At 74.4% G+C, this 23622-nt stretch carries 18 protein-coding genes and 1 tRNA gene; 8 read left to right on the forward strand and 11 right to left on the reverse strand.

Translation table 11 applies throughout. From position 1 onward, the window contains the following. Positions 1 to 25: 25 nt before the first annotated feature. The gene (locus ACIPSC_RS16510) at positions 26 to 802 is read left to right on the forward strand and encodes a TetR/AcrR family transcriptional regulator (protein ID WP_400826321.1); all 777 of its coding nucleotides are present in this window, start codon (positions 26 to 28) and stop codon (positions 800 to 802) included. 436 nt (positions 803 to 1238) lie between these two features. Here the strand turns inward: ACIPSC_RS16510 and ACIPSC_RS16515 are convergent, their stop codons facing one another. Then, positions 1239 to 1628, reverse strand: coding sequence for a winged helix-turn-helix transcriptional regulator (locus ACIPSC_RS16515; protein WP_400826450.1), 390 nt, complete (start codon positions 1626 to 1628; stop codon positions 1239 to 1241). A gap of 121 nt (positions 1629 to 1749) precedes the next feature. Here ACIPSC_RS16515 and ACIPSC_RS16520 point away from each other — a divergent pair, with 121 nt between their 5' ends. Both ACIPSC_RS16520 and rarD read left to right on the forward strand, forming a co-directional pair. Further along, positions 1750 to 2613: an SDR family oxidoreductase gene (locus tag ACIPSC_RS16520; protein WP_400826452.1), complete on the forward strand. Its 864-nt coding sequence runs from the start codon at positions 1750 to 1752 to the stop codon at positions 2611 to 2613. A gap of 115 nt (positions 2614 to 2728) precedes the next feature. Continuing rightward, positions 2729 to 3763 (forward strand): EamA family transporter RarD, encoded by a 1035-nt coding sequence (gene rarD / locus ACIPSC_RS16525; protein ID WP_400826322.1) that lies wholly within the window; start codon positions 2729 to 2731, stop codon positions 3761 to 3763. A gap of 109 nt (positions 3764 to 3872) precedes the next feature. Here the strand turns inward: rarD and ACIPSC_RS16530 are convergent, their stop codons facing one another. The 3 genes from ACIPSC_RS16530 to ACIPSC_RS16540 form a co-directional block, all read right to left on the reverse strand. Beyond that, the gene (locus ACIPSC_RS16530) at positions 3873 to 4823 is read right to left on the reverse strand and encodes an ABC transporter permease (RefSeq protein WP_400826324.1); all 951 of its coding nucleotides are present in this window, start codon (positions 4821 to 4823) and stop codon (positions 3873 to 3875) included. Then, positions 4810 to 5742 carry an ABC transporter ATP-binding protein gene (locus ACIPSC_RS16535; protein WP_400826325.1) on the reverse strand — a complete coding sequence of 311 codons (933 nt, stop codon included), beginning with the start codon at positions 5740 to 5742 and terminating at the stop codon, positions 4810 to 4812. Before ACIPSC_RS16535 ends, ACIPSC_RS16530 begins: the two co-directional genes overlap by 14 nt. 123 nt (positions 5743 to 5865) lie before the next feature. Beyond that, positions 5866 to 7116, reverse strand: a complete 1251-nt coding sequence (locus ACIPSC_RS16540) for an outer membrane lipoprotein carrier protein LolA (RefSeq protein WP_400826326.1) — start codon at positions 7114 to 7116, stop codon at positions 5866 to 5868. 183 nt (positions 7117 to 7299) lie between these two features. Between ACIPSC_RS16540 and ACIPSC_RS16545 the strand changes: the two genes are divergently transcribed. After that, positions 7300 to 9873 (forward strand): bifunctional FO biosynthesis protein CofGH, encoded by a 2574-nt coding sequence (locus tag ACIPSC_RS16545; protein ID WP_400826327.1) that lies wholly within the window; start codon positions 7300 to 7302, stop codon positions 9871 to 9873. Between the two features lie 118 nt (positions 9874 to 9991). On the opposite strand, the gene ACIPSC_RS16550 is transcribed toward ACIPSC_RS16545, so the two are convergent. Continuing rightward, positions 9992 to 11104 carry a tyrosine-protein phosphatase gene (locus ACIPSC_RS16550; protein WP_400826329.1) on the reverse strand — a complete coding sequence of 371 codons (1113 nt, stop codon included), beginning with the start codon at positions 11102 to 11104 and terminating at the stop codon, positions 9992 to 9994. A gap of 188 nt (positions 11105 to 11292) precedes the next feature. Between ACIPSC_RS16550 and ACIPSC_RS16555 the strand changes: the two genes are divergently transcribed. Then, positions 11293 to 12408 (forward strand): ADP-ribosylglycohydrolase family protein, encoded by a 1116-nt coding sequence (locus tag ACIPSC_RS16555; protein ID WP_400826331.1) that lies wholly within the window; start codon positions 11293 to 11295, stop codon positions 12406 to 12408. 180 nt (positions 12409 to 12588) lie between these two features. Here the strand turns inward: ACIPSC_RS16555 and ACIPSC_RS16560 are convergent, their stop codons facing one another. From ACIPSC_RS16560 to ACIPSC_RS16570, 3 genes are all read right to left on the reverse strand, one after another. Beyond that, positions 12589 to 12798 (reverse strand): DUF397 domain-containing protein, encoded by a 210-nt coding sequence (locus tag ACIPSC_RS16560; RefSeq protein WP_395294693.1) that lies wholly within the window; start codon positions 12796 to 12798, stop codon positions 12589 to 12591. Next, entirely contained in the window at positions 12795 to 13658 is an 864-nt protein-coding gene (locus ACIPSC_RS16565; RefSeq protein ID WP_313765188.1) for a helix-turn-helix transcriptional regulator, read from the reverse strand. Before ACIPSC_RS16565 ends, ACIPSC_RS16560 begins: the two co-directional genes overlap by 4 nt. Positions 13659 to 14457: 799 nt before the next feature. Continuing rightward, positions 14458 to 15207, reverse strand: a complete 750-nt coding sequence (locus ACIPSC_RS16570) for a GPP34 family phosphoprotein (RefSeq protein ID WP_400826332.1) — start codon at positions 15205 to 15207, stop codon at positions 14458 to 14460. A 297-nt stretch (positions 15208 to 15504) separates the two neighbouring features. Here ACIPSC_RS16570 and ACIPSC_RS16575 point away from each other — a divergent pair, with 297 nt between their 5' ends. Then, positions 15505 to 17853: a D-alanyl-D-alanine carboxypeptidase gene (locus ACIPSC_RS16575; protein WP_400826333.1), complete on the forward strand. Its 2349-nt coding sequence runs from the start codon at positions 15505 to 15507 to the stop codon at positions 17851 to 17853. Between the two features lie 141 nt (positions 17854 to 17994). Here the strand turns inward: ACIPSC_RS16575 and ACIPSC_RS16580 are convergent, their stop codons facing one another. Together ACIPSC_RS16580 and ACIPSC_RS16585 are read right to left on the reverse strand one after the other, a co-directional pair. Further along, complete coding sequence (locus tag ACIPSC_RS16580) at positions 17995 to 18891, reverse strand: YhjD/YihY/BrkB family envelope integrity protein (RefSeq protein ID WP_400826334.1); 897 nt, start codon at positions 18889 to 18891, stop codon at positions 17995 to 17997. 278 nt (positions 18892 to 19169) lie between these two features. Further along, positions 19170 to 20705, reverse strand: a complete 1536-nt coding sequence (locus ACIPSC_RS16585) for a glycosyltransferase family 39 protein (RefSeq protein WP_400826335.1) — start codon at positions 20703 to 20705, stop codon at positions 19170 to 19172. A gap of 342 nt (positions 20706 to 21047) precedes the next feature. Between ACIPSC_RS16585 and ACIPSC_RS16590 the strand changes: the two genes are divergently transcribed. Further along, positions 21048 to 21120: transfer RNA gene (locus ACIPSC_RS16590), tRNA-Arg, on the forward strand. Between the two features lie 101 nt (positions 21121 to 21221). Here ACIPSC_RS16590 and ACIPSC_RS16595 read toward each other — a convergent pair. Continuing rightward, positions 21222 to 22043, reverse strand: a complete 822-nt coding sequence (locus ACIPSC_RS16595; RefSeq protein WP_400826336.1) for a phosphatase PAP2 family protein — start codon at positions 22041 to 22043, stop codon at positions 21222 to 21224. 426 nt (positions 22044 to 22469) lie between these two features. On the opposite strand from ACIPSC_RS16595, the gene ACIPSC_RS16600 reads away from it, so the two are divergent. Beyond that, a complete protein-coding gene (locus ACIPSC_RS16600) occupies positions 22470 to 23441 on the forward strand; it encodes a sigma-70 family RNA polymerase sigma factor (protein ID WP_400826337.1) in 972 nt (323 codons plus the stop codon). Positions 23442 to 23622: the final 181 nt, after the last annotated feature.

Raw genomic sequence — 23622 nt, forward strand, 5'->3', positions numbered from 1 at the left:
GGTGCGGGCGTGAAAGGATCGGTCCATGGCAAGCGATCGCAGCAGCGCGGGGGATCCCGCCCGGACGCTGGCCCTGCTCTGGGGGCTCTCGGCGGAGGAGAAGCCGGGCCGTCGCGGCCCGCGGCAGGCGAAGTCCCCGGCGGAGATCGCCGCCGCGGCGATCGCGCTGGCGGACGCCGAGGGCGTGGATGCCGTGACGATGCGCCGGGTCGCCCAGGAGCTCGGGGTTTCGGCTATGGCGCTCTACACCTACGTGCCGGGCAAGGCCGAGCTGCTGGACCTGATGCTGGACACCGTGTACGCGACCATGCGGCGCACCGACCCCGCCGGCGACGGCTGGCGCGCCCGGGTGGCCGCGGTGGCGGACGACAACCGGGCGCTGCACCGGGCCCACCCCTGGGTCGCCGGGATCGCCACCAGCCGCCCGCCGCTCGGGCCGGGGCTGATGGCCAAGTACGAGTACGAGCTGCGTGCCCTGGAGGGCACCGGCCTGCCGGACATGGAGCTGGACGCCGCCCTCACCCACCTGCTCGGCTTCGTGCAGACCTGCGCCCGGATGGCCGCCGACGAGCGCGGCGCCGAGCAGGACAGCCGGATGAGCGACGAGCAGTGGTGGTCCGCGAACGCCGAGTTGCTCGCACGCGTCCTGGACCCGGAGCGCTACCCGGTCGCGGCGCGCGTGGGTGCCGCTGTCGGGGAGACCCACGGCGGCGCGTACAGCCCGGATCACGCGTACGCCTTCGGCCTGGCCCGGGTCCTGGACGGCCTGGCGGCGCTGATCGAGACGCACCGGAAGCCGTAGCCGGGATGCGGTAGCCGGGACACCGCGGGTCGGCCGCCCGGCCGATCGTGGATCCCTCGATCGGCCCGCGTGCCGCCCCCCGGCGCGCCCCCGAGCCGGCGCGGTCCCCGAGGAGCCGGCGCGACCCCCGCGACCCTCCGAGTCGGCGCCGAATCTCGGGGTGGTGCCCGGGACCCCCGTGCCCGGGCACCACCGAGGAGCGCCGCTCCCGGGTGATCCCGCAGGTCAGCCTAGGGGTGGGCGGGACACAGGGGTGTTCGATGCGTGCAGGATTCCTGGGCGATCCGTGCAACCCGAGGTCCGCACCCCGCAACCCGCGGTCCGCACCCCGCCGCGGCCACGGGCAGGAGCGCCCAGCCGCGGGCCGCGGCCCACAACCGCGCGCCGGTCCGCACCGCGGACCCGGTCCCCCGGGCCCCGTCAGTGCGGGCCACCGTCAGCGCGGGCGGGCGTCGTACTCGGCGCGGGCCGAGAGGACGGCCGGGACGCGCTCCTCGGACCAGTGGGCGAGGGCCGCGACCAGCCGGGCGGCCTCCCGGCCCAGCGGGGTCAGGCTGTAGTCGACCCGGGGCGGGATGACCGGGTGGGCCTCGCGCAGGACGAAGCCGTCGCGCTCCAGGGTCTGCAGGGTCTGGGCGAGCATCTTCTCGCTCACCCCCGAGACCTTCCGCCGCAGCTCGCTGAAGCGGTAGCCGCGCTCGTCGAGGGCGCCGAGGACGAGCACGCCCCAGCGGCTGGTGACGTGCTCCAGCACCCCGCGCGAGGGGCACATGCGGTCGAAGACGTCCGGCGGGGGCAGTCGGCGGTCACGGTCGAGCTGGGTCATTACCTCCATGTCAGTACCCTACTTTGAAGTGCGTACTTTCCGGAAGTAAGTGCAGTCCCTAGGGTTAGTTTCGAGGTCAACGAGACAGCGAATCGTCGCATCACCCGAACGAGGGAGCCGCATCATGTACGTCGTCACCGGAGCCACCGGACAGCTCGGCCGTCTGGTCGTCGAGGGCCTGCTGGCCAGGGTGCCCGCGAGCGAGGTGGCCGTGGCCGTCCGCTCCGCCGGGAAGGCCGCCGACCTCGCCGCGCGCGGCGTGACCGTCCGGGAGGTCGACTACGACCGGCCGGAGAGCCTGGTCGGCGCCTTCGGGGCCGGCGACCGGGTGCTGCTGATCTCCGGCAGCGAGGTCGGCCGCCGCATCCCGCAGCACACCGCGGTGGTCGAGGCGGCGCGCGCGGCCGGGGTCGCGCTGCTCGCCTACACCAGTGCGCCGGGCGCGGCCACCTTCCGGCTGGCCGACGAGCACAAGGCGACCGAGGCGGCGATCCGGGAGTCCGGCCTGCCCTACTCCTTCCTCCGCAACGGCTGGTACACCGAGAACTACCTGGGCGACGCCGCCGGGACGGTGGCCCGCGGCATCGTGATCGGCAGCGCCGGCGAGGGCCGGATCGCCAGTGCCCCGCGCAAGGACTACGCCGACGCGGCCGTGGCGGTGCTGGTCGGCGCGGGCGACGGGAAGGGCCACGCGGACACCGTCTACGAGCTGAGCGGCGACGTCGCGTGGAGCCTGCCGGAGCTGGCCGCCGAGCTGGCGAAGGCCTCGGGCCGGCCGGTCGGGCACCGCGAGGTGACCCCGGCCGAGCACCGCGAGGTGCTGGTCGGCGCGGGCCTGCCGGAGGGTTTCGCCGAGGTCCTGGTGGACGTGGACGCCGGCATCGCGCGCGGTGAGCTGGCCGGCACCCCCGGCGACCTGGCCCGCCTGATCGGGCGCCCGACCGTCCCGCTGGCGGACAGCGTGCGCGCCGCGCTGAAGGGCTGAGGCGGCCGTCCAGCCACGCCCTGTCATGACCAAAAACGGAATACGGAGATGACAGCCTGCCCCTGCGCCCGCTACCGTCGGCTCGACACAGGCGCGCGCGGAGGGCAGGCGGTCAATGCCGGAGACAGGGCAGCAGGAGGCCGGAAGAGGACTCTGGTACGGGTTCGCCGCATACGGCATCTGGGGGCTCTTCCCCCTGTTCTGGCCGCTGCTGGAGCCGGGCGCAGCCGACGACATCCTGGCCAACCGGATGGTCTGGTCCCTGGTCGCGGTCGTGCTGCTGCTGGTCGCCCAGCGGCACTGGGGCTGGATACGCCCGCTGCTGCGCCAGCCGCGCCGGCTCGCCATGCTGGGCACCGCCGCCGCCGTGATCTCGGTCAACTGGGGCGTCTACATCTGGGGCGTCAACGCCGGCCACGTGGTGGAGACCAGCCTCGGCTACTTCATCAACCCGCTGGTGACCATCGCCTTCGGCGTCCTGGTGCTCAAGGAGCGGCTGCGGGCGGCGCAGTGGGCCGCCGTCGGGATCGGCGCGCTCGCGGTCGCGGTCCTGACGATCGGGTACGGGCGGCTGCCCTGGATCGCGCTGACCCTGGCGCTCTCCTTCGCCACCTACGGCCTGCTGAAGAAGAAGGTCGGGCTGAGCGGCCTGGAGAGCCTGGCGGCCGAGAGCGCCTTCATGTTCCCGTTCGCCCTCGGGTACCTCGTCCACCTGGAGCTCAGCGGGAAGGGCACCTTCGGGCACACCGTGGCCGGCGAGTACGGCTGGGGGCACTCGGGGCTGCTGATGGTCAGCGGGGTGATCACCGCGATCCCGCTGCTCTGCTTCGGCGCGGCCGCCGTCCGGGTGCCGCTCACCATGCTCGGGCTGCTGCAGTACCTGGCGCCGGTGTTCCAGTTCCTGATCGGCATCGCAGTGTTCCACGAGTCGATGCCGCCCGCCCGCTGGGCCGGGTTCGCCCTGGTCTGGGCCGCGCTCGCGGTGCTCACCTGGGACGCCGTGCGCAGGGTGCGGGCCGACCGGCTGGCGCGCGCGGCCGCCCTGGCCCGGCTGGAGGCCGCCACCGCGGCCCCGACCGACACCGCCCCGACCGACACCGCGCCGACCGACATCGCCCCGACCGACACCGCGCCGGCCCCCGCCCGCTGAGGGCCCGCCCCGACGCCCCGCCGACGTCCGCCGCCGCCCCGCCGGAGCGGGCGGGCGGCCAGGGCGGGCGGCCAGGGCGGCCCGCCCGCCCGCCGATCCCACCGCCCCGCTACGCGGTGATGTCCCGGCTGGTGAACCGCGCCCAGGCGGCCGAGCCGAACACCGCGATGTACGCCGCCTGCAGCCCGAGGTTCTTCAGCACGCCGTCCCAGTACATCGGCTCCCGCAGCAGGTCCCCGAAGCTCAGCCAGTGGTGGGTGAACAGGAACGGCTGGATCGCGTGCAGCTGCGGGAAGCTGTCCAGGATCTGCACGGTGATCATCAGGCCGACGGTGGCGGCCATCGCCGCGATGCCGCTGCCGGTGAGCGTCGAGACGAAGAGCCCGATCGAGACCAGCCCGGCCAGCGAGGCGGCCACCACCAGGGCCACCAGCACGGCCCGCACCAGCGCCGAGCCGAGGCCGATGGTCTCGCCCGAGATCAGCGTGACGTCGCCGAGCGGGAACAGCGCCGCACCGGTGGCCAGGGCCGCCAGGGCGACGGTCAGGGTGGCCGCCAGGCAGAACGCCAGCCCGGCGGCGAACTTGGCGGCGAGCAGCCTGGTCCGCCCGGCCGGGGCGACCAGCAGGTAGCGCAGCGTGCCGCTCGCGGCCTCGCCGGCCACCGCGTCGCCGGCGACCACGCCGACCGTCATCGGCAGGAAGACCGGCAGCGCCACCGCGAGCGCGGTGAAGACCAGGAAGAGGCCGTTCTGCGTCACCTGTGCGATGAAGGCCGGACCGTCGCCGCCGCGCGGCCCGTCCGTCTCGATCCGGACCACCACACCGATCAGGACCGGCAGCACGGCCAGGATGCCCAGCAGCACCATGGTCCGCACCCGGCGGAAGGTCAGCAGCAGCTCGTTGCGGAACAGCGCCAGGAACCCGGCCGCCGTCTGCGGCCGCCGCCCGGCGACGGGGGGCTCCAGCAGGCCGGCCCGCGGCATCCCGGCCCGCGACACCTCGGCCGCTGACACCGTGGCCGGTGACACCTCGGCCCGCGACGATTCAGCCCGCGACATCGAAGCCCTCCCCGGTCAGCGCCACGAAGGCGTCCTCCAACGTGCCCCGCTCCACACCGAAGCCACGCACCCGTACCCCGGCCTCGACCAGCGCCGCGCAGATCGCCGGCAGCACGTCGTCGGCCGGCGCGTCCAGCTCGCCGTCCACCCGGCCCTCGGCGGAGCGCAGGTCGGTGACCTGCCGGGCCGCCAGCACCTCGGCGGCCCGCGCCACGTCCGGGGTGCGGACCACCAGCCGGCCCTGGGCCCGGGCAGCCAGCTCGGCGACCGTCCCCTGCACCAGCAGCCGGCCGCGCGACATCACCGCGGCGTGGGTGCAGACCTGCTCGATCTCGTCCAGCAGGTGGGAGGAGAGGAAGACGGTCGTCCCCTCGGCGGCGACCTCGCGGACCAGCGCCCGGATCTCCCGCATGCCCTGCGGGTCGAGGCCGTTGGTCGGTTCGTCCAGCACCAGCAGCTCGCGCGGCTGGAGCAGCGCCGAGGCAAGCCCGAGCCGCTGCTTCATGCCCAGGGAGTACGCCCGGGCCTTCTTGCCGGCCGCGGCGGTGAGCCCGACCCGGTCCAGTGCCTCGGCGACGCGCCGCTGCCGGGTGCGCGGGTCGGCGGTCGGGTCGGCCGCGTCGAAGCGGGCCAGGTTGTCCCGGCCGGAGAGGAAGCCGTAGAGGGCCGGGCCCTCGATCAGCGCGCCGACCCGGGGCAGCACCGAGCCGACCGACTGCGGCATCGACTCGCCGAGCACGGTGGCCACGCCGGAGCTGGGCGCGATCAGGCCCATCAGCATTCGGATGGTGGTGGTCTTGCCGGAGCCGTTGGGGCCGAGGAAGCCGAAGACCGAGCCGCGCGGCACGGTCAGGTCCAGCCCGTCCACGGCGAGCTGGCCGCCGCGGAAGCGCTTGGTCAGCCCCCGGGTTCTGATCACATCGTCGTCGGACGGAGCCGAGGCCGGGGTACGGGAGGGAACGGCCGCGGGGGCCGGGCGCACATCGGCGCCCCGGCCCCCGGCCGGCTCCGTAACGTCCCCCGTTACAGGAGCCTTGGTCACTTACTTCACCCCGGCCGCACTCTGCAGCACCGGCAGCGTCACCGCGCCCGCGAAGACCCGGCCGTCGTCGGTGACCAGCACGTTCAGCACCTTGGTGCTGATCAGCGAGCCGCCCTCGACCGGCTTGCCGAGCGACTTCGCCAGAGCCAGCGGGCTCTGCGGCGCGGACTTGCCGGACTTGCCGTGCCGGCCCTCGGCCGGAACCGGGACCTCGCCGGTCGGCAGCTTGGCGCTGAGCACCGCCGTCCAGCCCTCGCCGACCACGTTCAGCCCCTCGGCCGCCTCGCGCACCTCCTGCTCGGACGGAGCCTTCGGCTCGTTCCCGGCCTTCTGCTCCGTCACCTTGGCACCCTTGGGCACGGTGAAGTCGAAGGTCTTGGCGGACGGCCGGTCGAACGACACCTCGGTGAAGTGGAGGTCGAACACCTTGCCGCCGTCGGTGTCCTTGACCAGCACCGCGAGCGGCACGCCGTTCTCGGCGGCCACCGCGATCCGGACCTCGCCGATGGTCGAGCCGGGCTGGGTGGGCTTCACGCTGAGCCGGTACGCCTTCTGCCCGGCGACGGTGGTGGTGCCGTCGACGGTGACGGCGGTGGTGCCCGCGCTCGCGGTGAGGAACTGACGGGCCGCCTCCTGCGGGGTGGCCGGCACCCCGGTCAGCGGCGCCTTGCCGTCCGCGCCGCCGAAGCCGCCCGGCAGGCCGCCGTGGGCGCCCCGGCCGGCGCCCTGCGGGGCGGTCAGGTGCACCGCCTCGTTGGTGCTGCTGTCCCAGGCCCAGACCTGGTCGCCGTTGTGGATCAGCTCGTACCCGGCCAGCTTCTCGACCAGGCCGACCCGCTGGCGGTCCGGGCCGTCCACCGCGACCCGCAGGGTGTGCTCGCCGCCGAGCAGCTCGGTCAGCTTGGCCTCCGGCGCGGCCGCCGACGGCCTGGCGCCGCCGGTGCCGCCCGAGCCGACGCCGCCGCCGGCCGCCAGCAGCTGGCTCGGCACGCCGAGGTCGGCGGAGACCGCGACGGTGCCGGAGAGCGTCTGCGTCTGCGAGCCGAGCGCCTTCGCCACCAGCTGCTCCGCCGTCAGCGCCGGCAGGTCCGGCGGCGAGTCGGCCGCGAGGGCCGGGACCAGGCCGACCCCGGCCGCGATCACCGCCGCCACCGCCACCGGGACCGCCACCCGTACCGCGGTGCGCCGTCCGGCGCGGTACGGGGCACCCCCGTCGTCCTGATGCCGCTCAGCCGGCCTTTCGTCCGTCATGGCGTCCAACCCCTCCGTAACCGTGACCGAGTTCGTCTCTCTGGTCTCCATTACAAGCCCGGGAGGCGCCGGAGTCATCGCCCTGCAGGGCCAGATCGGGGTCGACCTCGCGGCGCAGCCGACCCTGATACGTCCTCAGGGTCGGCTACTCCGGACGTACGAGAACTGGCGTAGGGTCGCGCCATGGACGGAACCATCTCCCCGACGTCGAACGCGATGCGGCGGGCCCTGCGCCGCGCCCGGGACGGTGTCGCGCTGGACGCGGCCGAGGCGGCGGTGCTGCTCCAGGCCAGAGGCGACGACCTGGCGGACCTCTGTGCGAGCGCCGCCCGGGTGCGCGACGCGGGCCTCGCCGCGGCCGGCCGCCCCGGCGTCATCACCTACTCCAGGAGCGTGTTCGTCCCGCTCACCCGGCTCTGCCGGGACAAGTGCCACTACTGCACCTTCGCCACCGTCCCCGGCAAGCTGCGCCGGGCCGGGCACGGGATGTACATGTCCCCGGACGAGGTGCTGGAGGTGGCCCGACGGGGTGCCGAACTGGGCTGCAAGGAGGCCCTGATCACGCTCGGGGACAAGCCCGAGGACCGCTGGCCGGAGGCCCGCGAGTGGCTGGACGCCCACGGGTACGACGACACCATCGCCTACGTCCGGGCGATGTCGATCCGCATTCTGGAGGAGACCGGCCTGCTGCCGCACCTCAACCCCGGGGTGCTGAGCTGGACGGACTTCCAGCGGCTCAAGCCGGTGTCGGCCTCGATGGGCATGATGCTGGAGACCACCGCGACGCGGCTGTGGAGCGAGCCCGGCGGCCCGCACCACGGCTCGCCCGACAAGGAGCCGGCCGTCCGGCTGCGGGTGCTGGAGGACGCCGGGCGCAGCTCCGTCCCCTTCACCAGCGGGCTGCTGATCGGCATCGGCGAGACCTACGACGAGCGCGCCGAGTCGCTGTTCGCGCTGCGCCGGGTCGCCCGCGCCTACCACGGCATCCAGGAGCTGATCCTGCAGAACTTCCGCGCCAAGCCGGACACGGCGATGCGCGGCATGCCCGACGCCGAGCTGGACGAGCTGGTCGCCACGGTGGCCGTGGCCCGCCACATCATGGGCCCGTCGGCCTGTCTGCAGGCCCCGCCGAACCTGGTGGACGGCGAGTACGCGCGGCTGATCGGTGCCGGGATCGACGACTGGGGCGGGGTCTCGCCGCTGACGCCCGACCACGTGAACCCCGAGCGTCCCTGGCCGCAGATCGACCGGCTGGCCGAGCACTCGGCGGCGGCCGGCTTCGAGCTGCGTGAGCGCCTGGCCGTCTACCCGGAGTACGTCCGCCGCGGCGAGCCGTGGCTGGACCCGCGGGTGCTGCCGCACGTCCGTGCACTGGCCGACCCGGAGACCGGCCTGGCCCGCCCGGACGCGGTGGTCCAGGGCCACCCGTGGCAGGAGCCGGAGGACCTGCCCGCCTCGTACGGGCGGACGGACCTGCACACCGCCATCGACACCGAGGGCCGCACCGGCGACCGGCGCGCCGATTTCGAGGACGTCTACGGCGACTGGGAGGTGCTGCGCGAGCGGGTCCTCGCCGAGGGCGCCCCCGAGCGGCTGGCCGGGGACCTGCGGACCGCCCTGGCGACGGCGGCCGACGATCCGACCCGGCTGACGGACGACCAGGCGCTGGCGCTGTTCCACGCGGACGGCCCGGCCCTGGACGCGCTCTGCCGGATCGCCGACGACGTCCGCCGCGACGCGGTCGGGGAGGACGTCACCTACTGCGTCACCCGGAACATCAACTTCACCAACGTCTGCTACACCGGCTGCCGGTTCTGCGCCTTCGCGCAGCGCCGCACCGACGCCGACGCCTACACCCTCTCGCTGCAGCAGGTCGCCGACCGGGCCGCGCAGGCCTGGGAGGTCGGCGCCACCGAGGTCTGCATGCAGGGCGGCATCCATCCGGACCTGCCCGGCACCGCCTACTTCGACATCGCGCGGGCGGTGAAGGAGCGGGTGCCGGGCATCCACGTGCACGCCTTCTCGCCGATGGAGGTGGTCAACGGCGCGACCCGGACCGGCCTGTCGATCCGCGAGTGGCTGCAGCGGGCCAAGGAGGCGGGCCTGGACACCATCCCGGGCACGGCCGCCGAGATCCTGGACGACGACGTCCGCTGGGTGCTGACCAAGGGCAAGCTGCCGGCCGCGACCTGGGTGGAGGTCGTCACCACCGCGCACGAGCTGGGCATCCGCTCCTCGTCCACGATGATGTACGGGCACGTGGACACCCCTCGGCACTGGCTGGGCCACCTGCGGCTGCTCGCGGAGATCCAGCAGCGCACCGGCGGTTTCACCGAGTTCGTGACGCTGCCGTTCATCCACACCAACGCGCCGGTCTACCTGGCCGGCATCGCCCGGCCCGGCCCGACCGCCCGGGACAACCGGGCGGTGGTGGCGATGGCGCGGCTGCTGCTCCACCCGCACATCCCCAACATCCAGACCAGCTGGGTGAAGCTGGGCGCCGAGGGCGCGGCCGAGATGCTCCGCTCGGGCGCCAACGACCTGGGCGGCACGCTGATGGAGGAGACCATCTCGCGGATGGCCGGCTCGGCGTACGGGAGCTACAAGTCGGTGCGGGACCTCCAGGCGATCGCGGAGGCGGCGGGCCGCCCGCACCGCCAGCGCACCACCACGTACGGGGACGTGCCGGCCGAGCGCCGGGCCGCGGCGCTGGCCTCGGACGGGCACCTGCCGGAGCTGCTGCCGGTCCTGGACTGACGCCCGGGACCGGGCCGGGCCGGGCCGGGTGCACGGCCCGGCCCGGCGGTCGGTCAGCGGTCCGGTCACCGGTCAGGCCGGGGGCCCGGCCGGCGGTTCGGACCCGGTCGGCCGCGGTTCAGCCGACGAGCAGCTGGCTGCGCAGGTCGCGCAGGTCCCGCTGGTCCAGGCCGAGGCCGGACTTCAGGTAGGCGTCGAACGAGCCGAACTTCTGCTGCACCTCGTCGAAGCCTGCGTTCAGGTACTCCGGCCGGACGTCCAGCAGCGGCTTGTAGATCGCCTGGTAGGCCGGCGGCAGCTTGGCCAGGGTGGCGGCGTTCTCGGCGGCCCGGTAGGTGTTGCTGGCCAGGTAGTCGGCCTCGACGGTCTCGCGCGGCACGCCGAGCGCGGTGAGCAGCGCGGCGGACGCCCAGCCGGTGCGGTCCTTGCCTGCGGTGCAGTGGAAGAGGACGTTCTCGTCGTCGCGCTCCACCAGGGAGTCGAGCACCGAGTGGTAGGCCGTCTTCGCGCTGTCGGCGGAGACCATCGTCCGCTCGGCGTCGATCATGGCCTGGACGGCGGCCTGCGGGCTGGTGACGTTGAACGCGCCGGTGTCGGCGACACCGAGCACGTTGGCGTCCACGGCCGTGGCGCCGGCCGGGATGCGGTCCGGGGCGGCCTTCTGCTCGGCGGGGGTGCGCAGGTCGAAGACGGTGCGGATGCCGAGGCGGCGGAGCTTGGCGAGGTCCTGGTCGGTCAGCTTGGAGAGGTCGCCGGAGCGGTAGACGACGCCCATCCGGACCCACTGGCCGTCGGCGGTGCGGTAGCCGCCCGCGTCGCGGAAGTTGGGCGCGGAGGCGAGGTGCAGCGAGCGGTCGGCGACGACCAGCGACTCGCCGCGGTCGGGGACGAGCTCGAAGTACCAGCGGTCGGCGGCGGCCAGGCCGGTGACCGTGACGGTCGCGGTGCCGGCGCCCTTGGCGACGGGCTTGCGGTGGCGGATGTCCTCCGGGTCGGTGCCGGCGTAGACGGTGACGCCGCGGGTGCCCTGGGCGGCCCAGGCGAGGGTGAAGCTGCCGTCGGCCTGCTGGGTCACGGTGGCGGCGGTGAACGGGACGGCGTGCGCGGTGTGCCGGGCGGCGGCCGGGGCGGGGGAGCCGGCCGGGGCGGCGACGGCGAGCGCCGGGGTGCCGAGGGCCAGCGTGCCGGTCAGGGCGATCGCGGTGGCCAGACGGGTGCGGGAGATGGTCATGGCCCGGCACGGTAGGCAGCCCGGGGTGGCGGGCCGTTGCCGCCGCATGGCGGCGCAGCAACATTTTGTTGAAGTGCTGGTGTTCCGGTCCACCCCTCGACTTGTACGGCCATTCGAATACAGTCGGGGGCGCGCGCGACCGGCACCGTCGCGCGGCCCGCTTCCCGGACGAAAGGCCTCCCGTCGTGATGCCACTCTGGTCACGCGCACAGCAACAGGACTTCCGCAGCCGGGTGCGGGGCTGTCTGCTGGGCGGCGCGATCGGCGACGCGCTCGGCGCCGGCATCGAGTTCGAGTCGTTGGAGAAGATCCGTGCGGTGCACGGCCCGCAGGGCGTCACCGGCTACGTCCCCGCGTACGGGCGGCTCGGTGCGGTCACCGACGACACCCAGATGGTGCTGTTCACCCTGGACGGGCTGATCCGGGCCCACATCCGCCGGGACACCGGCAGCTGGCACCCGCCGACCGACCTCCACCTCGCCTACCTGCGCTGGGCCGCCACCCAGCGCGACTGGGGGCCGGACGAGCGGCGGGCCGACCTCGGCTGGCTCGGCCGTGAGGAGTGGCTGTACGCCCAGCGCGCGCCCGGCCAGGCCTGCCTCTCCGGCCTCTCCGGGCCGGACGCCGAACGCCTCGGCACGCTGGAGGCGCCCAAGAACCCCCACTCCAAGGGCTGCGGAACGGTGATGCGGGCGGCTCCGTTCGGGCTGCTCACCACCTGGGACCCGGGCCTGGTCTTCCAGCTGGCCGTGGAGTGCTCGGTGCTGACGCACGGCCACCCCACCGGCTACCTCTCGGCGGGCGCGCTCGCGGTGATCGTCCAGACCGCGGCCCGCGGCGGCACCCTGGAGGAGGGGGTCCACCTGGCGCTGGCCCTGCTCTCCGAGCGGCCCGCGCACGAGGAGACCACGACGGCGCTGCGGGCGGCACTGGACGCGGTCCGGGCCGGGGAGCCGTCCGCCGAGCGGGTCGAGGCCCTGGGGGAGGGGTGGGTCGCCGAGGAGGCGCTGGCCATCGGGGTGTACTGCGCGCTGGTGGCCCACGACGTCCGCTCGGGCCTGCTGCTGGCGGTGAACCACTCGGGCGACAGCGACTCCACCGGCGCGATCTGCGGCAACCTGCTCGGCGTCCTGCACGGGGACACCGCGCTGCCGCCCGGCCTGGTGGCCGGTGTGGAGGGGCGCGCGGCACTGCTGGAACTGGCGGACGACTTCGTCCTGGAGCTGATGCACGGGCCGGAGCTGCACGGCCCCGACGCCGCGGCGGGCGCGGCCTGGGCGGCCCGCTACCCGGTTCTGGGCTGAGCCGGACCGCCGGCCGCGGGCGGACGGGGCCGGCCGGCGGGGCCTTTGCCCGGGCGGGCCCTCGCGTGGGCGGGCCCTCGCCCGGCAGCCCCGAACACAGAGGTGCCCGTAGCGGTGCCCGCCGCCGGGAGGGCGACGGGCGCCGCTACGGGCACCTGCTCCGAGAACGGTGGACGTGGATCAGAACGCGCCGAACGCCCCTGCTCCGGCGGCCCCGGCGAACGCCTGCCACGCCTCGGCCGAGAAGTGCAGCTGCGGGCCCTGCGGGTCCTTCGAGTCCCGGACCGCCACCGCGCCCTCGACCGGTGTGGCGATCTCCACACACGCGCCGTTGCCGCCGCTGTGGCTGCTCTTCCGCCAGACCGTCCCGCTCTCGAAGGTGGTGCTCATGCGTGGTAGTCCTCCGCAATCGTGGCTATCAGTGACCGACTCTCGGCCACCCCGAGCGCGGCGGCCCGCAGGTGGTCGTAGAGAGAGGTATAGCGGCGCACGTCGGCCTCCTTCTCCAGGTAGAGATCGCTCGTCACCCCTTCGAAGTAGACAACTGTGGAATCGGCTGACTCGGGGAACTCCAGCAGGGAGAATGTCCCGGTCATACCGGGGTGGGCCCCCTGGGAGAACGGGATCACCTGGATGGTGATGTTGGGACGCTGGCTCAGTTCCAGCATGTGCTTCAGCTGATCGGCCATCACGGCCCGCCCGCCGACCTCCCGGCGCAGCACCGACTCGTCTATGACGGTCCAGAGGCTGCCGAGCTGGTTCTCGCCGTTGACGCGGTCCTGGCGCTTCATCCGGACCTGCACCCGGCGCTGGACGGCGAGCGCGTCGGTGTCCGGCTGGGTGCCCTCGACCACGGCCTGGGCGTACTGCTCGGTCTGCAGCAGGCCGGGGACGAACGAGGACTCGTAGGCGCGGATCGAGGAGGCCTCGGCCTCCAGGCCGATGTAGACGCTGTACGGGGTCGGCATGTCGTTGAAGTCGTGCCACCAGCCGCGCTGCCGGGACTCCCGGGCCATCTCCATCAGACTGGCGCGCATCGCCTCGTCGGTGACGTTGTAGACGTCGCAGAGGTCGCGCACGTCGCGCTGGCTGATGCTGCGGCGGCCGTTCTCCAGGCGGCTGATCTTCGACTGGGAGACCATCAGCCGGCCGGCCACCTCTTCGGCCGTCATGGAGAGGCCCTCGCGGAGCTTGCGGAGCTCGGAGCCCAGGCGCCTGCGGCGCACGGTGGGATTGATGTTCGCGGACACGTCGACCTCCGGCCGGACCTCTGGTGATCGTTGGAACGGCAGTCCTCGGAACACTGTGGACACTTGGGACCAACCCCCCTGGCTCTGAGCAGCATGACACCTTGGATCAGGTCGGCGCCGGGGAATCACAGGAGCGCGGTAGAACAGATCATCGGAAAAGCGCTTCGGCGAGACAGTGGATGCTACCGAGTGGTAGGGCGGGTGACGGCCCGATCCGGTGGTGCTGCGGCGGTTCTCTGGCGGTACAGCGGTGGTGCGGTGACGGTGGTGCAGGGCGCGCCCGGCGGGCGCGGATGTGCTGGTGGCACGTGCAGGCGGTACGTGCCGCCAGTCTGTCCGGCGTACGGCTGCGGGGTGTTCCCGGGACGGGGTGCGGCCGGGCCCCCGCGGCGGTCCGGCCGCCCTCGGGGACGGCGGAGGGGCGGTCGCCCGGCGACTTCCGTCGCGGGCGACCGCCCCTCCGTGCTCCTGGTTGCTCACCGCCGGACGACGGCGCCGACTGCGCGGCGCGCGCCCCCTCCCGCCCGCGAGTGCGGTGCGGCGGTGGCGTACGCCCTTGCGGTGCCGGTGCCGGTGCCGGTGCCGGGTGCTGCGGCACCGTCCTGCCGGTCTGCCGCGGCGGGTGTGCCCCCGGTGCCCCCGGTGCGGCTCGTCGCGGTGCGGTTGCCGGCGGTGCGGTGCCTGGTGGTGCTCGGTGCTTGCTGCCTGGTGCTTCGGCTCGGTGCTGCGGTGCTGCGGTGCTGGTGGTGCTGCGGTGCTGCGGTGCTGGGCGGTGCGGTCGGAGCCGAGGCCCGTCGCCTCAGCGGACGCCCACCCGGGGCGCCGCGACCCGGCCGCCGGGGCCGCCGCGACCGGCTCCGCGCTGGACCGGTCGACCCGAGCCCGCCGGGCCGCCTGCGGCCTGGGAGGAACGGTTCTGCTGCGACGGCAGGCCGTTCTGCACGTCCATCACGGCGTGCGCGACCATCCCGCCCAGCGGGTCGTAACGGATCAGGTCGCGCAGCCGCGACCGTGAGGACCGTCCCTCGTTGCCCGGGTACAGGTGCTTGCCCAGACCCACCGAGTGGGCCAGGGCGGCGAGTGCGGCCGTCCGCGGGTCCGGCGGCACGCCGGTGCGGATCGCGGTGTCCAGCCGCTGCTTGATCGCGGCGTTGGTGCAGTCGTCCGACGCCTGATAACGCGTCGTCGGCAGCACCCCGCACACCTGGCCCGGCACGGCGGTGACCATGCCGCACCTCTCCAGGTGCGCCAGGTAGGTCTGCCGCAGCCCCAGCCGGGGCCCGCCGATCCAGTGCGCGGCACGGACCGGACTGCCGCGTCGGCGCAGCAGCTCCAGTGCATGGTCCAGGGTCGGGTCGCCGGTCGGCCGTGGCAGCACCACGGCGATCCGGTCGCCCTCCGGGACGATCCGTCCGGCCAGGGACAGCTCGACGAGCTGTGCCCCGGCGAGTCCGAGGTCGAGGGTCTGCGGCTGCGCCGTGGTACCCGTGGTCGGGTCCAGGGCGAGCAGCAAGAGTTCCTCGGGAACAGTTCTGCGGCTCTTGCCCATCCAAGCCTCCCCGCGTGGATGGGAAACAGCGTGACGCCTCTCACACGGGCTTGTCGAGTACGCCTCCGAATCGTGACCTTGCCGCCGGGGCGCGGAACCGGCGGTCTCGGGGGCGGCGTCTGAGCGGTGAACGGGCCGCGGTGCGGCCGTGCGGCGGCAATCGGTGCCGGTCGGGCGGGGTGTGGGCAGCCGGAGGGCCGCCGGTGGCGGAGACTGTACAGGTACACGGGGCGGGGCGTCGGCTTCCCGAAATCGGGTCGGCCGGTGCCCCGCCGGGCGTTGAGGAGGCTGGGTTACGTGGGCGAGTCCCCCGACAGGGTGCTGCGGGACGGCGAGCGGGCGCAGGGGCGGGACCGGGAACGCCCGGCCGGCGTCCGGGAGGACGGCACGGGCGGTGCGGACACCGCGGACGTGTCGGACGGCGCCGGTGCCGCGGCCGAGGCGGTCGCGGACTCGGGGTCGGGGTCGGCTTCGGGGGCGGACACGGACGACGCGCCCGCCGGGGCGTCCGCGGTCGGCGAGGAGCCGGCGGCCACCGAGGGGGCAGCGTCGTCGGAGGCCTCGTCGGACGCTCCGTCCGGAACGGCCCGGCCGGGCTCCACCGTGCAGCTCCGCGTCCGGGATGTGGACACCCGGACCACCATGCTGCGGCTCCCCGTCGACAACGCGACCACCGCTCTGCGCCTGCCCCCCGAGCTCACCGAGCCCGCGCCCGGTGGCGGGGAAGCGGCAGCTGACGGCGGTGCGGGCGGCGCCGATGACACCCCGTCGACGAAGGGGGCGGCGGCGGCCGCGCCCGCCGGCCGCCCGTCCGGCGTCGACCCGCGTCTTGCCCTCCGGACGTCCGTCGTGGACCGGCCCGAGCGGCCTGGCGCGGAGCCGGCGTCCGCGGCGGCGCCTGACGCGGAGTCGGAGCCCGAGGCGGAAGCCGCGCCCGACGCCGACTCCGCGCGGGACTCCGGGCCGGCGTCCGACCGCGAGACGACGGGGGAGCGCGGCGCCGGGGCCGCCCATGCCCCGGCGCGCTCGGAGCAGGCCGAGAAGCTGGAGAAGCCCAAGGCGTTCCGCGCCCCCGGCTCGGGCACCGTCCCCGAGCCGCCGACCCCGCGGCCGCTGCCCGAACCGGGCCCCGTCCCCGAGCCGGTGCCCGAGCCGCACCCGGAGCCGAAGCCCGTCCCCGAACCGGAGCCGACGCCCGGGCCGGAGCCGCTGCCGAAGCCCGGGCCGGCCCCGAAGCCCGGCCCCCGCCCGGCGCCCTCGCCGCTGCCCACCCCCGATCCGCAGCCCGTGCCGCCGGTCCCGCCGCTGCCGAAGCCGGAGCCGCTGCCCGCTCCCGAGCCGCTGCCCGCTCCCGAGCCGCTGCCGGTTCCGGAGACCACGGCCGAGGCGATGGAGGTGCTGGCCGCGCTCAACGCCCGCCCGGTCTCGCCGCTGCGCCGTGCGCTGAAGCGGATCACCATCTGGACCGTCTTCCTCGGTGTGGTGCTCGGCGCGGTGGTCGTCGCCCAGCTGCTCCGGCCGCTGCCGGACGCCAAGGTCAAGCTGACCGCCCCGGGCAGCTTCAGCTTCGGCGGCGACCCGCTCGACCTGGCCTGGCCGGCCAAGGGACAGTCGGCCGCCGAGGTGGTCGGCGTCGGCAGCCTCGGCAGCTCCGGCACGGAGGCGCCGGCCTCGATCGCCAGCGTCACCAAGGTGATGAACGCCTACCTGATCCTCCAGGCGCACCCGCTCAAGAAGGGTGAGAGCGGCCCGAAGATCACCGTCGACAAGCAGGCCGCCCAGGAGTCCGGCAACCTCGACGAGTCCCGGGTGCCCCTGGTCGAGGGGCAGCAGATCAGCCAGTACCAGGCGCTGGAACTGCTGATGCTGCCCTCGGCCAACAACGTGGCCCGGCTGCTGGCCCGCTGGGACTCCGGCTCGGAGGACGTGTTCGTCAAGAAGATGAACGACACCGCCGCCAAGTTCGGGATGACCAACACCACCTACGCCGACCCGGCCGGCTTCAGCCCGGACACCAAGAGCACCGCCAAGGACCAGCTGAAGCTGGCCGGCCAGGTGATGCAGGACGAGATCTTCCGGCAGATCGTCTCCACCCCGGACACCAACTTCAACAACCAGAAGATCCCCAACACCAACACCCTGATCTCCCCGAAGAACGGCATCATCGGCGTCAAGACCGGCTCCAGCACCCCGGCCGGCGGCTGCCTGATGTGGGCCGCCTACAAGGAGATCGGCGGGGTGCGGCGGCTGATCCTCGGCGTCACCCTGGGCCAGCCGCCGACCACCGCCGAGCCGAGCATCCTCAAGGTGGTCCAGATCGTCAGCGCCAAGCAGATCCAAGCCGCGCAGAACGGGCTGACCGGGCAGACGCTTGCCAAGCAGGGCGACGTGGTCGGGCAGGTCGACAACGGCCTGGGCGGCACCGTCCCGGTGGTCGCGGCCAAGGAGCTGACCACGGCCGGCTTCCCCGGCATCTCCGGCACCCTCACCCTCGACCCGGCGAAGCTCGGCCACACGGCCAAGGCCGGCACCCAGGTGGGTGTGCTGCGGGTGGGCGCGGGCGACGGCAAGGTGGAGGTCCCGGTCGTCCTGCAGTCCGACCTGGCGCCGCCGTCCATCCTGTCGCGGCTGACCCGGCTGCTCTGACGGCGCCCGCCCGCCCGGGCGTTCGCCCGTTGCCAACGACGGAGTGGGAAGTCGGCCGGTCCGACTTCCCACTCCGTCGTTCTGCGAGGCCGCCGCGGGGCCGGCCGGCCCCGACCGGCCCCGAGGTGTCGTCCGAGGAGCTTAGAAGCGGGGGCCTCCCCAGACGCCGGGCTCGGTCTGACCGCCCAGCCAGTGCGCGATCTGCGGCTCCTCGGCGATCACCCGCCCCATCGCGATCGCCAGCGTCAACCCGGTGAACAGCACGATCAGCCAGGAGAGGCTGGTGAAGACGACCCCGTACGAGCCGAACTGCTGCACGCTGCGCGTCATCGCCCGCGGCAGGTAGATCCGGGCCGCGAGACCGAGGCCGATCACCGCCACCCCGCAGAGCAGCGAGCCCGGCAGCAGCGGAAGCCAGCGCACCCGGCCGGCCAGCAGCAGGTGCTGCGTCCACCACCAGAGCAGGCACGCCGCGACGAAGGTCAGCGGGATCCCCAACCACGTGCCCACGCCGAAGCCGTTCCGCAGCGGGGCCTGGAACACCAGGACGATCAGCCAGACCAGCAGCAGGACCAGCCAGCGCCAGGCCGCCAGCCGGGTCCCGGACTTCGGCAGCTCCCAGCACCGCTCGCAGACCCGCTGCACGGCCCGGCTCAGCGCCGTCGCCGACAGCAGCGTGACCAGGGCGCCGACCACGCCGAAGCCGGTCTCCTGGTCCTTTCCGGTCTGCAGCAGCTGCTGCACGGAATCCCCGGCCTGGCCCTGCAGCCCGAGTTCGTGGCGGAGCGAGTGCACCACCCCGTCCCGGATCGAGGACGGGGCGAACACGGCCAGCACGAACAGCGCGGGCAGCGCGCTGAGGAAGGACTGGGCGGCCAACCGGGTGGCGCAGTCCAGCAGTCTCACGTGCAGCAGCTGACGGAGCGCCCGCCCGACCATCGGCACCTGCTCGGGCAGCACCCGCAGGAACTCGGCCACCTCGGCCGACCGCTTCTTCAGCCGGGCCATCCGCCCGGGAGGCGGCTCGCTCACGGGCATCCTCCTGGGGCACGGCGCGGCCGAGGGGCGGCTGGGCGGTGGCCGACCGCAGGCGATCGGCGGGCGGGTGGTCCGCGGGTGACCGGTCGGCGCGGTCGGCCGGAGGCGCCCGGTCGTCGTGCTCCATGGTCACCCCGCCCCGGGGCCGCCGCATCCGCTGCGGGCGCACCCGGTCCGTCGGGGCCGGAGGCCGGGTCCGCCCCGCAGCGGTCGCCGGCTGCTCGTCGGCCCTCGCCGGGCGCTCGTCGGCCGGTGACCAACCGGTGATCGGCCGGTCGTCAGCGGGTCGTACGGTCCAGCAGGGCGAGCGTCACGCCGCCGAGCGGGGTGACCCGGTCCGGCGCGCCGTAGTGGGAGCGGAGGGCGCGGGCCTGGTCGTCCGGCAGTGCCGTGAGCGGTTCGGCGGTGTCCCCCAGCACCAGCAGCCATATCCGCTGCCCCTCGCCCACGCACCGCTCCGCCTGCGGACACTCGGTGGGGAAGAGGTCCTCGGCCTGCTCGGCGCTGCGCTCGACGAAGACCGGGTAGGGGCGGACACCCGCCGGCAGGTAGTACGAGACACCCGGCCCGAGCATGGCCCAGCTCTGGTCGCCGAGCGGGGCCGCCAGACCGTCCCCGGGCCGGTAGCCGGCGGCGATCAGGTCGGCCGCCGCCCGGTACGGCTCCTCGGAGTGCGAGTCGGCGTGCCGCACCGAGGACTGCTTGGGGAGCGCCGCCGCGGTCGGGACGGCCAGGAGCCCGACCGCCAGCAGCAGCCCGGCGGCCCGGAGCTGCCGCGGTGTCCGGCTGCGCCGGGCGGCCGCCGCCACCGTCGTGTAGACCGCGCGCACCCCGCCGCCGGCCAGCGACGCCCAGGCCGGCACCGTGAACAGCAGGTACCGGTCGAGGAAGTACGAGGTGCTGCCGCGCGACGCCAGCCAGACGACCAGCACCGGCAGGACCGCGAGCAGGGCCAGCTGCAGCGCGGACGGCCGCCGCCCGGGCAGGACCAGCGCGAGCAGGGCGAGCAGCAGGAAGACGTGGAAGACGTTGGCCGACCCGAACAGCGACGCGCCCACGCGCCACAGGGACCCGAGACCGGGGGTCGTGATCCAGCCGAGCTGGCGCCCGGACTGCCGGCTGCCCAGCACCAGGACGGGCACCGCCGGCAGCGCCGCCACGGCCACGGCCAGCGGGTACTGCCAGAGCAGCCGCCGCTGCACGGCGTCGCGGGTGCGCCACAGGTGCAGCAGCACCACCGCCAGCTGCCCGGCGACCGTGCTGAACGAGATCACGTGGCCCGCGCCGGCCACCGCCATGGCCGCGCAGTACGGCGCCCAGCGCCGCAGCCCCGGGCGCTCCAGCGCGCGCAGCAGGAACCAGGTCGCCGCGGCGACCGCGCAGGTCACCAGGGCGTACGAGCGGGCCTCCTGGGCGTACCGGGAGGCCATCGGGACCACGGTGAACAGCAGCCCGCCGCTGATCGCCGCCACCCGGCCGCCGAACAGCCGCTCCGCGGTGAGCGCCACGAACGCCGCCGCGCCGGCCATGGCCAGCACCGAGGGCAGCCGCAGCGCGATCATCGACTCGCCGAACAGCGCCGTCCAGGCGTGCATCAGCAGGTAGTACGCGCCGTTGCTGGCGTCGATGTGCTGCAGCAACCGCAGCAGGTCGCCGAGCGAGCGGGAGGCCGCGCTCCAGGTCGCCACCTCGTCCCGCCACAGCTGGGGCGTGCCGAGCCGGTACCCGCCGACGCAGAGCATGGCCAGCGCCGGCCACACCCAGACCTGCCCGAGCAGTCGGATCGCCGGGTGCGGGGCGGCGGCTGGTCGCATGCGGGAGGCCTTAGGGGTTCGTGCGGACGCGGTCTTCCCTGGCAGGCTACTGGACGTCTCCTGACGCCCTGTCGGGCCCCTTCCCTTTGGCCGGAGCCGTCTTGACGGTCCACCGCCAGCGCGGGCCCGGCCCGGCGGAACCCGGCCGGGCCCGCTGCGCCCGCCGCCCGTCGTCCGGCGCCGCCGGCGAGCTCCCACAATCGCAGCGCCCGCCAGACACCCGATCCGGTACTCTGTGGATCGAGCGTCCAGGCGGGCGCCCGGCGCGCCCCCACGGGTGCGGCCCCGCGCCCCGCCAACCCGGCGCTCACAGTCTTGTCGGCACCCGCCCGGCAGACCCCCGCCTCAGTAGCTCAGGGGATAGAGCACGGCTCTCCTAAAGCCGGTGTCGCAGGTTCGAATCCTGCCTGGGGCACAGCACCGCGGACGCGTGAGAGGCCCGGGCCGGAGGAAGAAGTCCCTCCGGCCCGGGCCTCGGTCGTTCCGCGGCCGGGTGCCCGCCGCGGAGCGCCGGGATCAGGCCGGGCCGCGGCCGACCGCGCCGTCCGGGCGGTCGGGGGCCTCGTCGAAGGCCGGGTCGCCGGGGGCCGGGCGGGCCGGGGAGACCACGATGCGCTGGACCCGGGGGCGGGTCCGCCAGTTGACCCGCCGGATGTCCCGGGCCAGCGCGCCGGGCCGCCAGAGCTCGACGGCGACGGTGACCCCGCCCAGCACGACCCCGGCGGCCAGCCAGCCGCCCAGTACGTCGCTGGGCCAGTGCACCCCCAGGGCGGTCCTGGTCCAGCCGATCGAGAGCACCGCCGACGCGGCGGCCGCGCAGGCGGCGATCCGCCCGCCGCGCCGCAGCTGGGACCAGCAGAGCCCGACCAGCGCGGCGAAGGTGATCGCGGAGGCCATCGCGTGCCCGGACGGGTAGGCCGGGCCGCCGGCGTGCGAGACCGGGTCGGGGAAGGCCGGCCGCCGGCGGTCGAAGGAGAGCTTCAGCACCCAGAGCGCCCCCCAGCCGATCAGGGTCTGCGCGACCGCCCAGACCGCCAGCACCCGCGCCCCGATCAGCCAGAGCCAGACGGCGGCGATGCCCAGCACGGTGCGCACGGTGATCGTGCCGCCGATGTCGGAGAGCGTCTGCACCGAGGCGGTCCAGGCCGTGCGGTCGCGGGCGTAGGAGTGCAGGTGGTCGACCCAGCCCCGGTCGAACCGCGCGAGCGGGCCCCAGCCGCTCGTCACCAGGCCGGCCAGGAGGGCGAACAGCGCGGCGCAGCCGACCGCGAGCGCCGTCTGCCGGAGCAGATGGCGGCTACGCGGGGTGATGGAGCCCGAGCTGCTCGTCAGGTGCATGGCTGACACCTTCCCAGGGGCGCGCACCGATCGGCTGCCGCTGCGATAGCGATTTGGCATCTTTTGTGCGGAGGTCCTGCGAGCGCCGGGGTGTGAGCACCGGCGGATTCCGGGCGGATTCCGGGTGGTTCGGGAACGTCGGTGGCCGGCCGGGGGTTTCACCGAGTACCGGGGCCGCGAGTCGGTGGGCGCCTGCTCCGAAGCGGTCGCTGCGCGGGCACCTGGCGCACCTGATTGGTCACCCTCCGTCCAGCTCCGGGGTGAAAACCGGCAGGATACTGCATCGCTGGAAGAATCTGAGCGACTTGGGAATGTTGTCCGGAATCTGTTCGTTGGATCGTTACGTGTGAGCCCCGCGGGGCCCGCACTTCTTGCCCTCTCGGGGCAGGCAGGCAGACCTCGGCAACACCAGCAAAGGGAGCAAGCATGGCCACCCGTGCCGTCGTTCGCGACAGGGCCGACCGGACTCGCGCGGCCCGCCCGACCAACCTTGAGGCCGACCGTGACCTGGTCGGCATGTACCTCGACGAGATCGCCAGGACGCCCCTGCTCGATGCCGCCGAGGAGGTCGAGCTCTCGCTGCGGATCGAGGCCGGCGTGTACGCCCAGCACCTGCTGGACGAAGGCGAGCTGCCCGAGGGCGTCGAGCGCGCGGAGCTGGAGGCGATAGCCGACGACGCCGAACGCGCCAAGGACGTCTTCATCCGCTCCAACCTGCGCCTCGTCGTCGCCGTCGCCCGCCGCTACCCGCGCAGTGGTCTGCCGCTGCTGGACCTCATCCAGGAGGGCAACGCCGGCCTGGTGCGGGCGGTCGAGAAGTTCGACTACGCCAAGGGGTTCAAGTTCTCCACGTACGCGACGTGGTGGATCCGCCAGGCGATCACCCGGTCGATCGCCGACCAGTCGCGCACCATCCGGCTGCCCGTCCACCTGGTCGAGGAGCTGGGCCGGATCCGCCGGGTGCAGCGGGAGAAGTCCAAGGAGCTGGGCCGCGAGGCCGAGCCGGCCGAGATCGCGGCCGAGCTGGACACGACCGAGGAGCGCATCAAGGACGTACTCGACTGGGCGCGCGACCCGGTCAGCCTCAACATGTCGGTCGACGACGAGGGCGAGACCCAGTTCGGCGACCTGGTCGAGGACACCGGGGCGACGTCCCCCGAGGACGCCGTGATGGTCATGCTCCGCCGCGAGGAGCTGGACGGCCTGATCGGGCGCCTGGACGACCGGACGGCCTCGATCATCCGCTCCCGGTACGGCATGGAGGACGGCCGCGAGCGCACCCTCACCGAGGTCGGCAAGCAGCACGGTCTGACCCGTGAGCGGATCCGCCAGATCGAGAAGCACGCGCTGGCCGAGCTGAAGAAGATCGCCGACCACGCGGGCTTCGAGGCGGCCTGACGCCCCTCGGGTCAGGTGAAGGCGGGCCGGTGAACGCGGGCCGGTGAAGGCGGGCCGGTGAACGGGACGGGCCCCGGCGCGGAGCACTTCCGCGCCGGGGTCCGTGTGCGTTCCGCCCGGGGCCGCAGGCGGCCGGTCACGCGGGCGGGCGCGAGCTTCTAGGCTGGTGGGGGACCGCCCG

Source organism: Kitasatospora sp. NPDC090091, from assembly GCF_044747365.1.
GTDB lineage: Bacteria > Actinomycetota > Actinomycetes > Streptomycetales > Streptomycetaceae > Kitasatospora.

Coding starts and splice junctions, on each gene's coding strand:
- ACIPSC_RS16600 (WP_400826337.1), top strand. CDS start 22,470: ATGGCCACCCGTGCCGTCGTTCGCGACAGGGCCGACCGGACTCGCGCG.
- ACIPSC_RS16545 (WP_400826327.1), top strand. CDS start 7,300: ATGGACGGAACCATCTCCCCGACGTCGAACGCGATGCGGCGGGCCCTG.
- rarD (WP_400826322.1), top strand. CDS start 2,729: ATGCCGGAGACAGGGCAGCAGGAGGCCGGAAGAGGACTCTGGTACGGG.
- ACIPSC_RS16560 (WP_395294693.1), bottom strand. CDS start 12,798: ATGAGCACCACCTTCGAGAGCGGGACGGTCTGGCGGAAGAGCAGCCAC.
- ACIPSC_RS16550 (WP_400826329.1), bottom strand. CDS start 11,104: ATGACCATCTCCCGCACCCGTCTGGCCACCGCGATCGCCCTGACCGGC.
- ACIPSC_RS16515 (WP_400826450.1), bottom strand. CDS start 1,628: ATGACCCAGCTCGACCGTGACCGCCGACTGCCCCCGCCGGACGTCTTC.
- ACIPSC_RS16580 (WP_400826334.1), bottom strand. CDS start 18,891: ATGCCCGTGAGCGAGCCGCCTCCCGGGCGGATGGCCCGGCTGAAGAAG.
- ACIPSC_RS16540 (WP_400826326.1), bottom strand. CDS start 7,116: ATGACGGACGAAAGGCCGGCTGAGCGGCATCAGGACGACGGGGGTGCC.
- ACIPSC_RS16555 (WP_400826331.1), top strand. CDS start 11,293: ATGCCACTCTGGTCACGCGCACAGCAACAGGACTTCCGCAGCCGGGTG.
- ACIPSC_RS16510 (WP_400826321.1), top strand. CDS start 26: ATGGCAAGCGATCGCAGCAGCGCGGGGGATCCCGCCCGGACGCTGGCC.
- ACIPSC_RS16585 (WP_400826335.1), bottom strand. CDS start 20,705: ATGCGACCAGCCGCCGCCCCGCACCCGGCGATCCGACTGCTCGGGCAG.
- ACIPSC_RS16595 (WP_400826336.1), bottom strand. CDS start 22,043: ATGCACCTGACGAGCAGCTCGGGCTCCATCACCCCGCGTAGCCGCCAT.
- ACIPSC_RS16570 (WP_400826332.1), bottom strand. CDS start 15,207: ATGGGCAAGAGCCGCAGAACTGTTCCCGAGGAACTCTTGCTGCTCGCC.
- ACIPSC_RS16530 (WP_400826324.1), bottom strand. CDS start 4,823: ATGTCGCGGGCTGAATCGTCGCGGGCCGAGGTGTCACCGGCCACGGTG.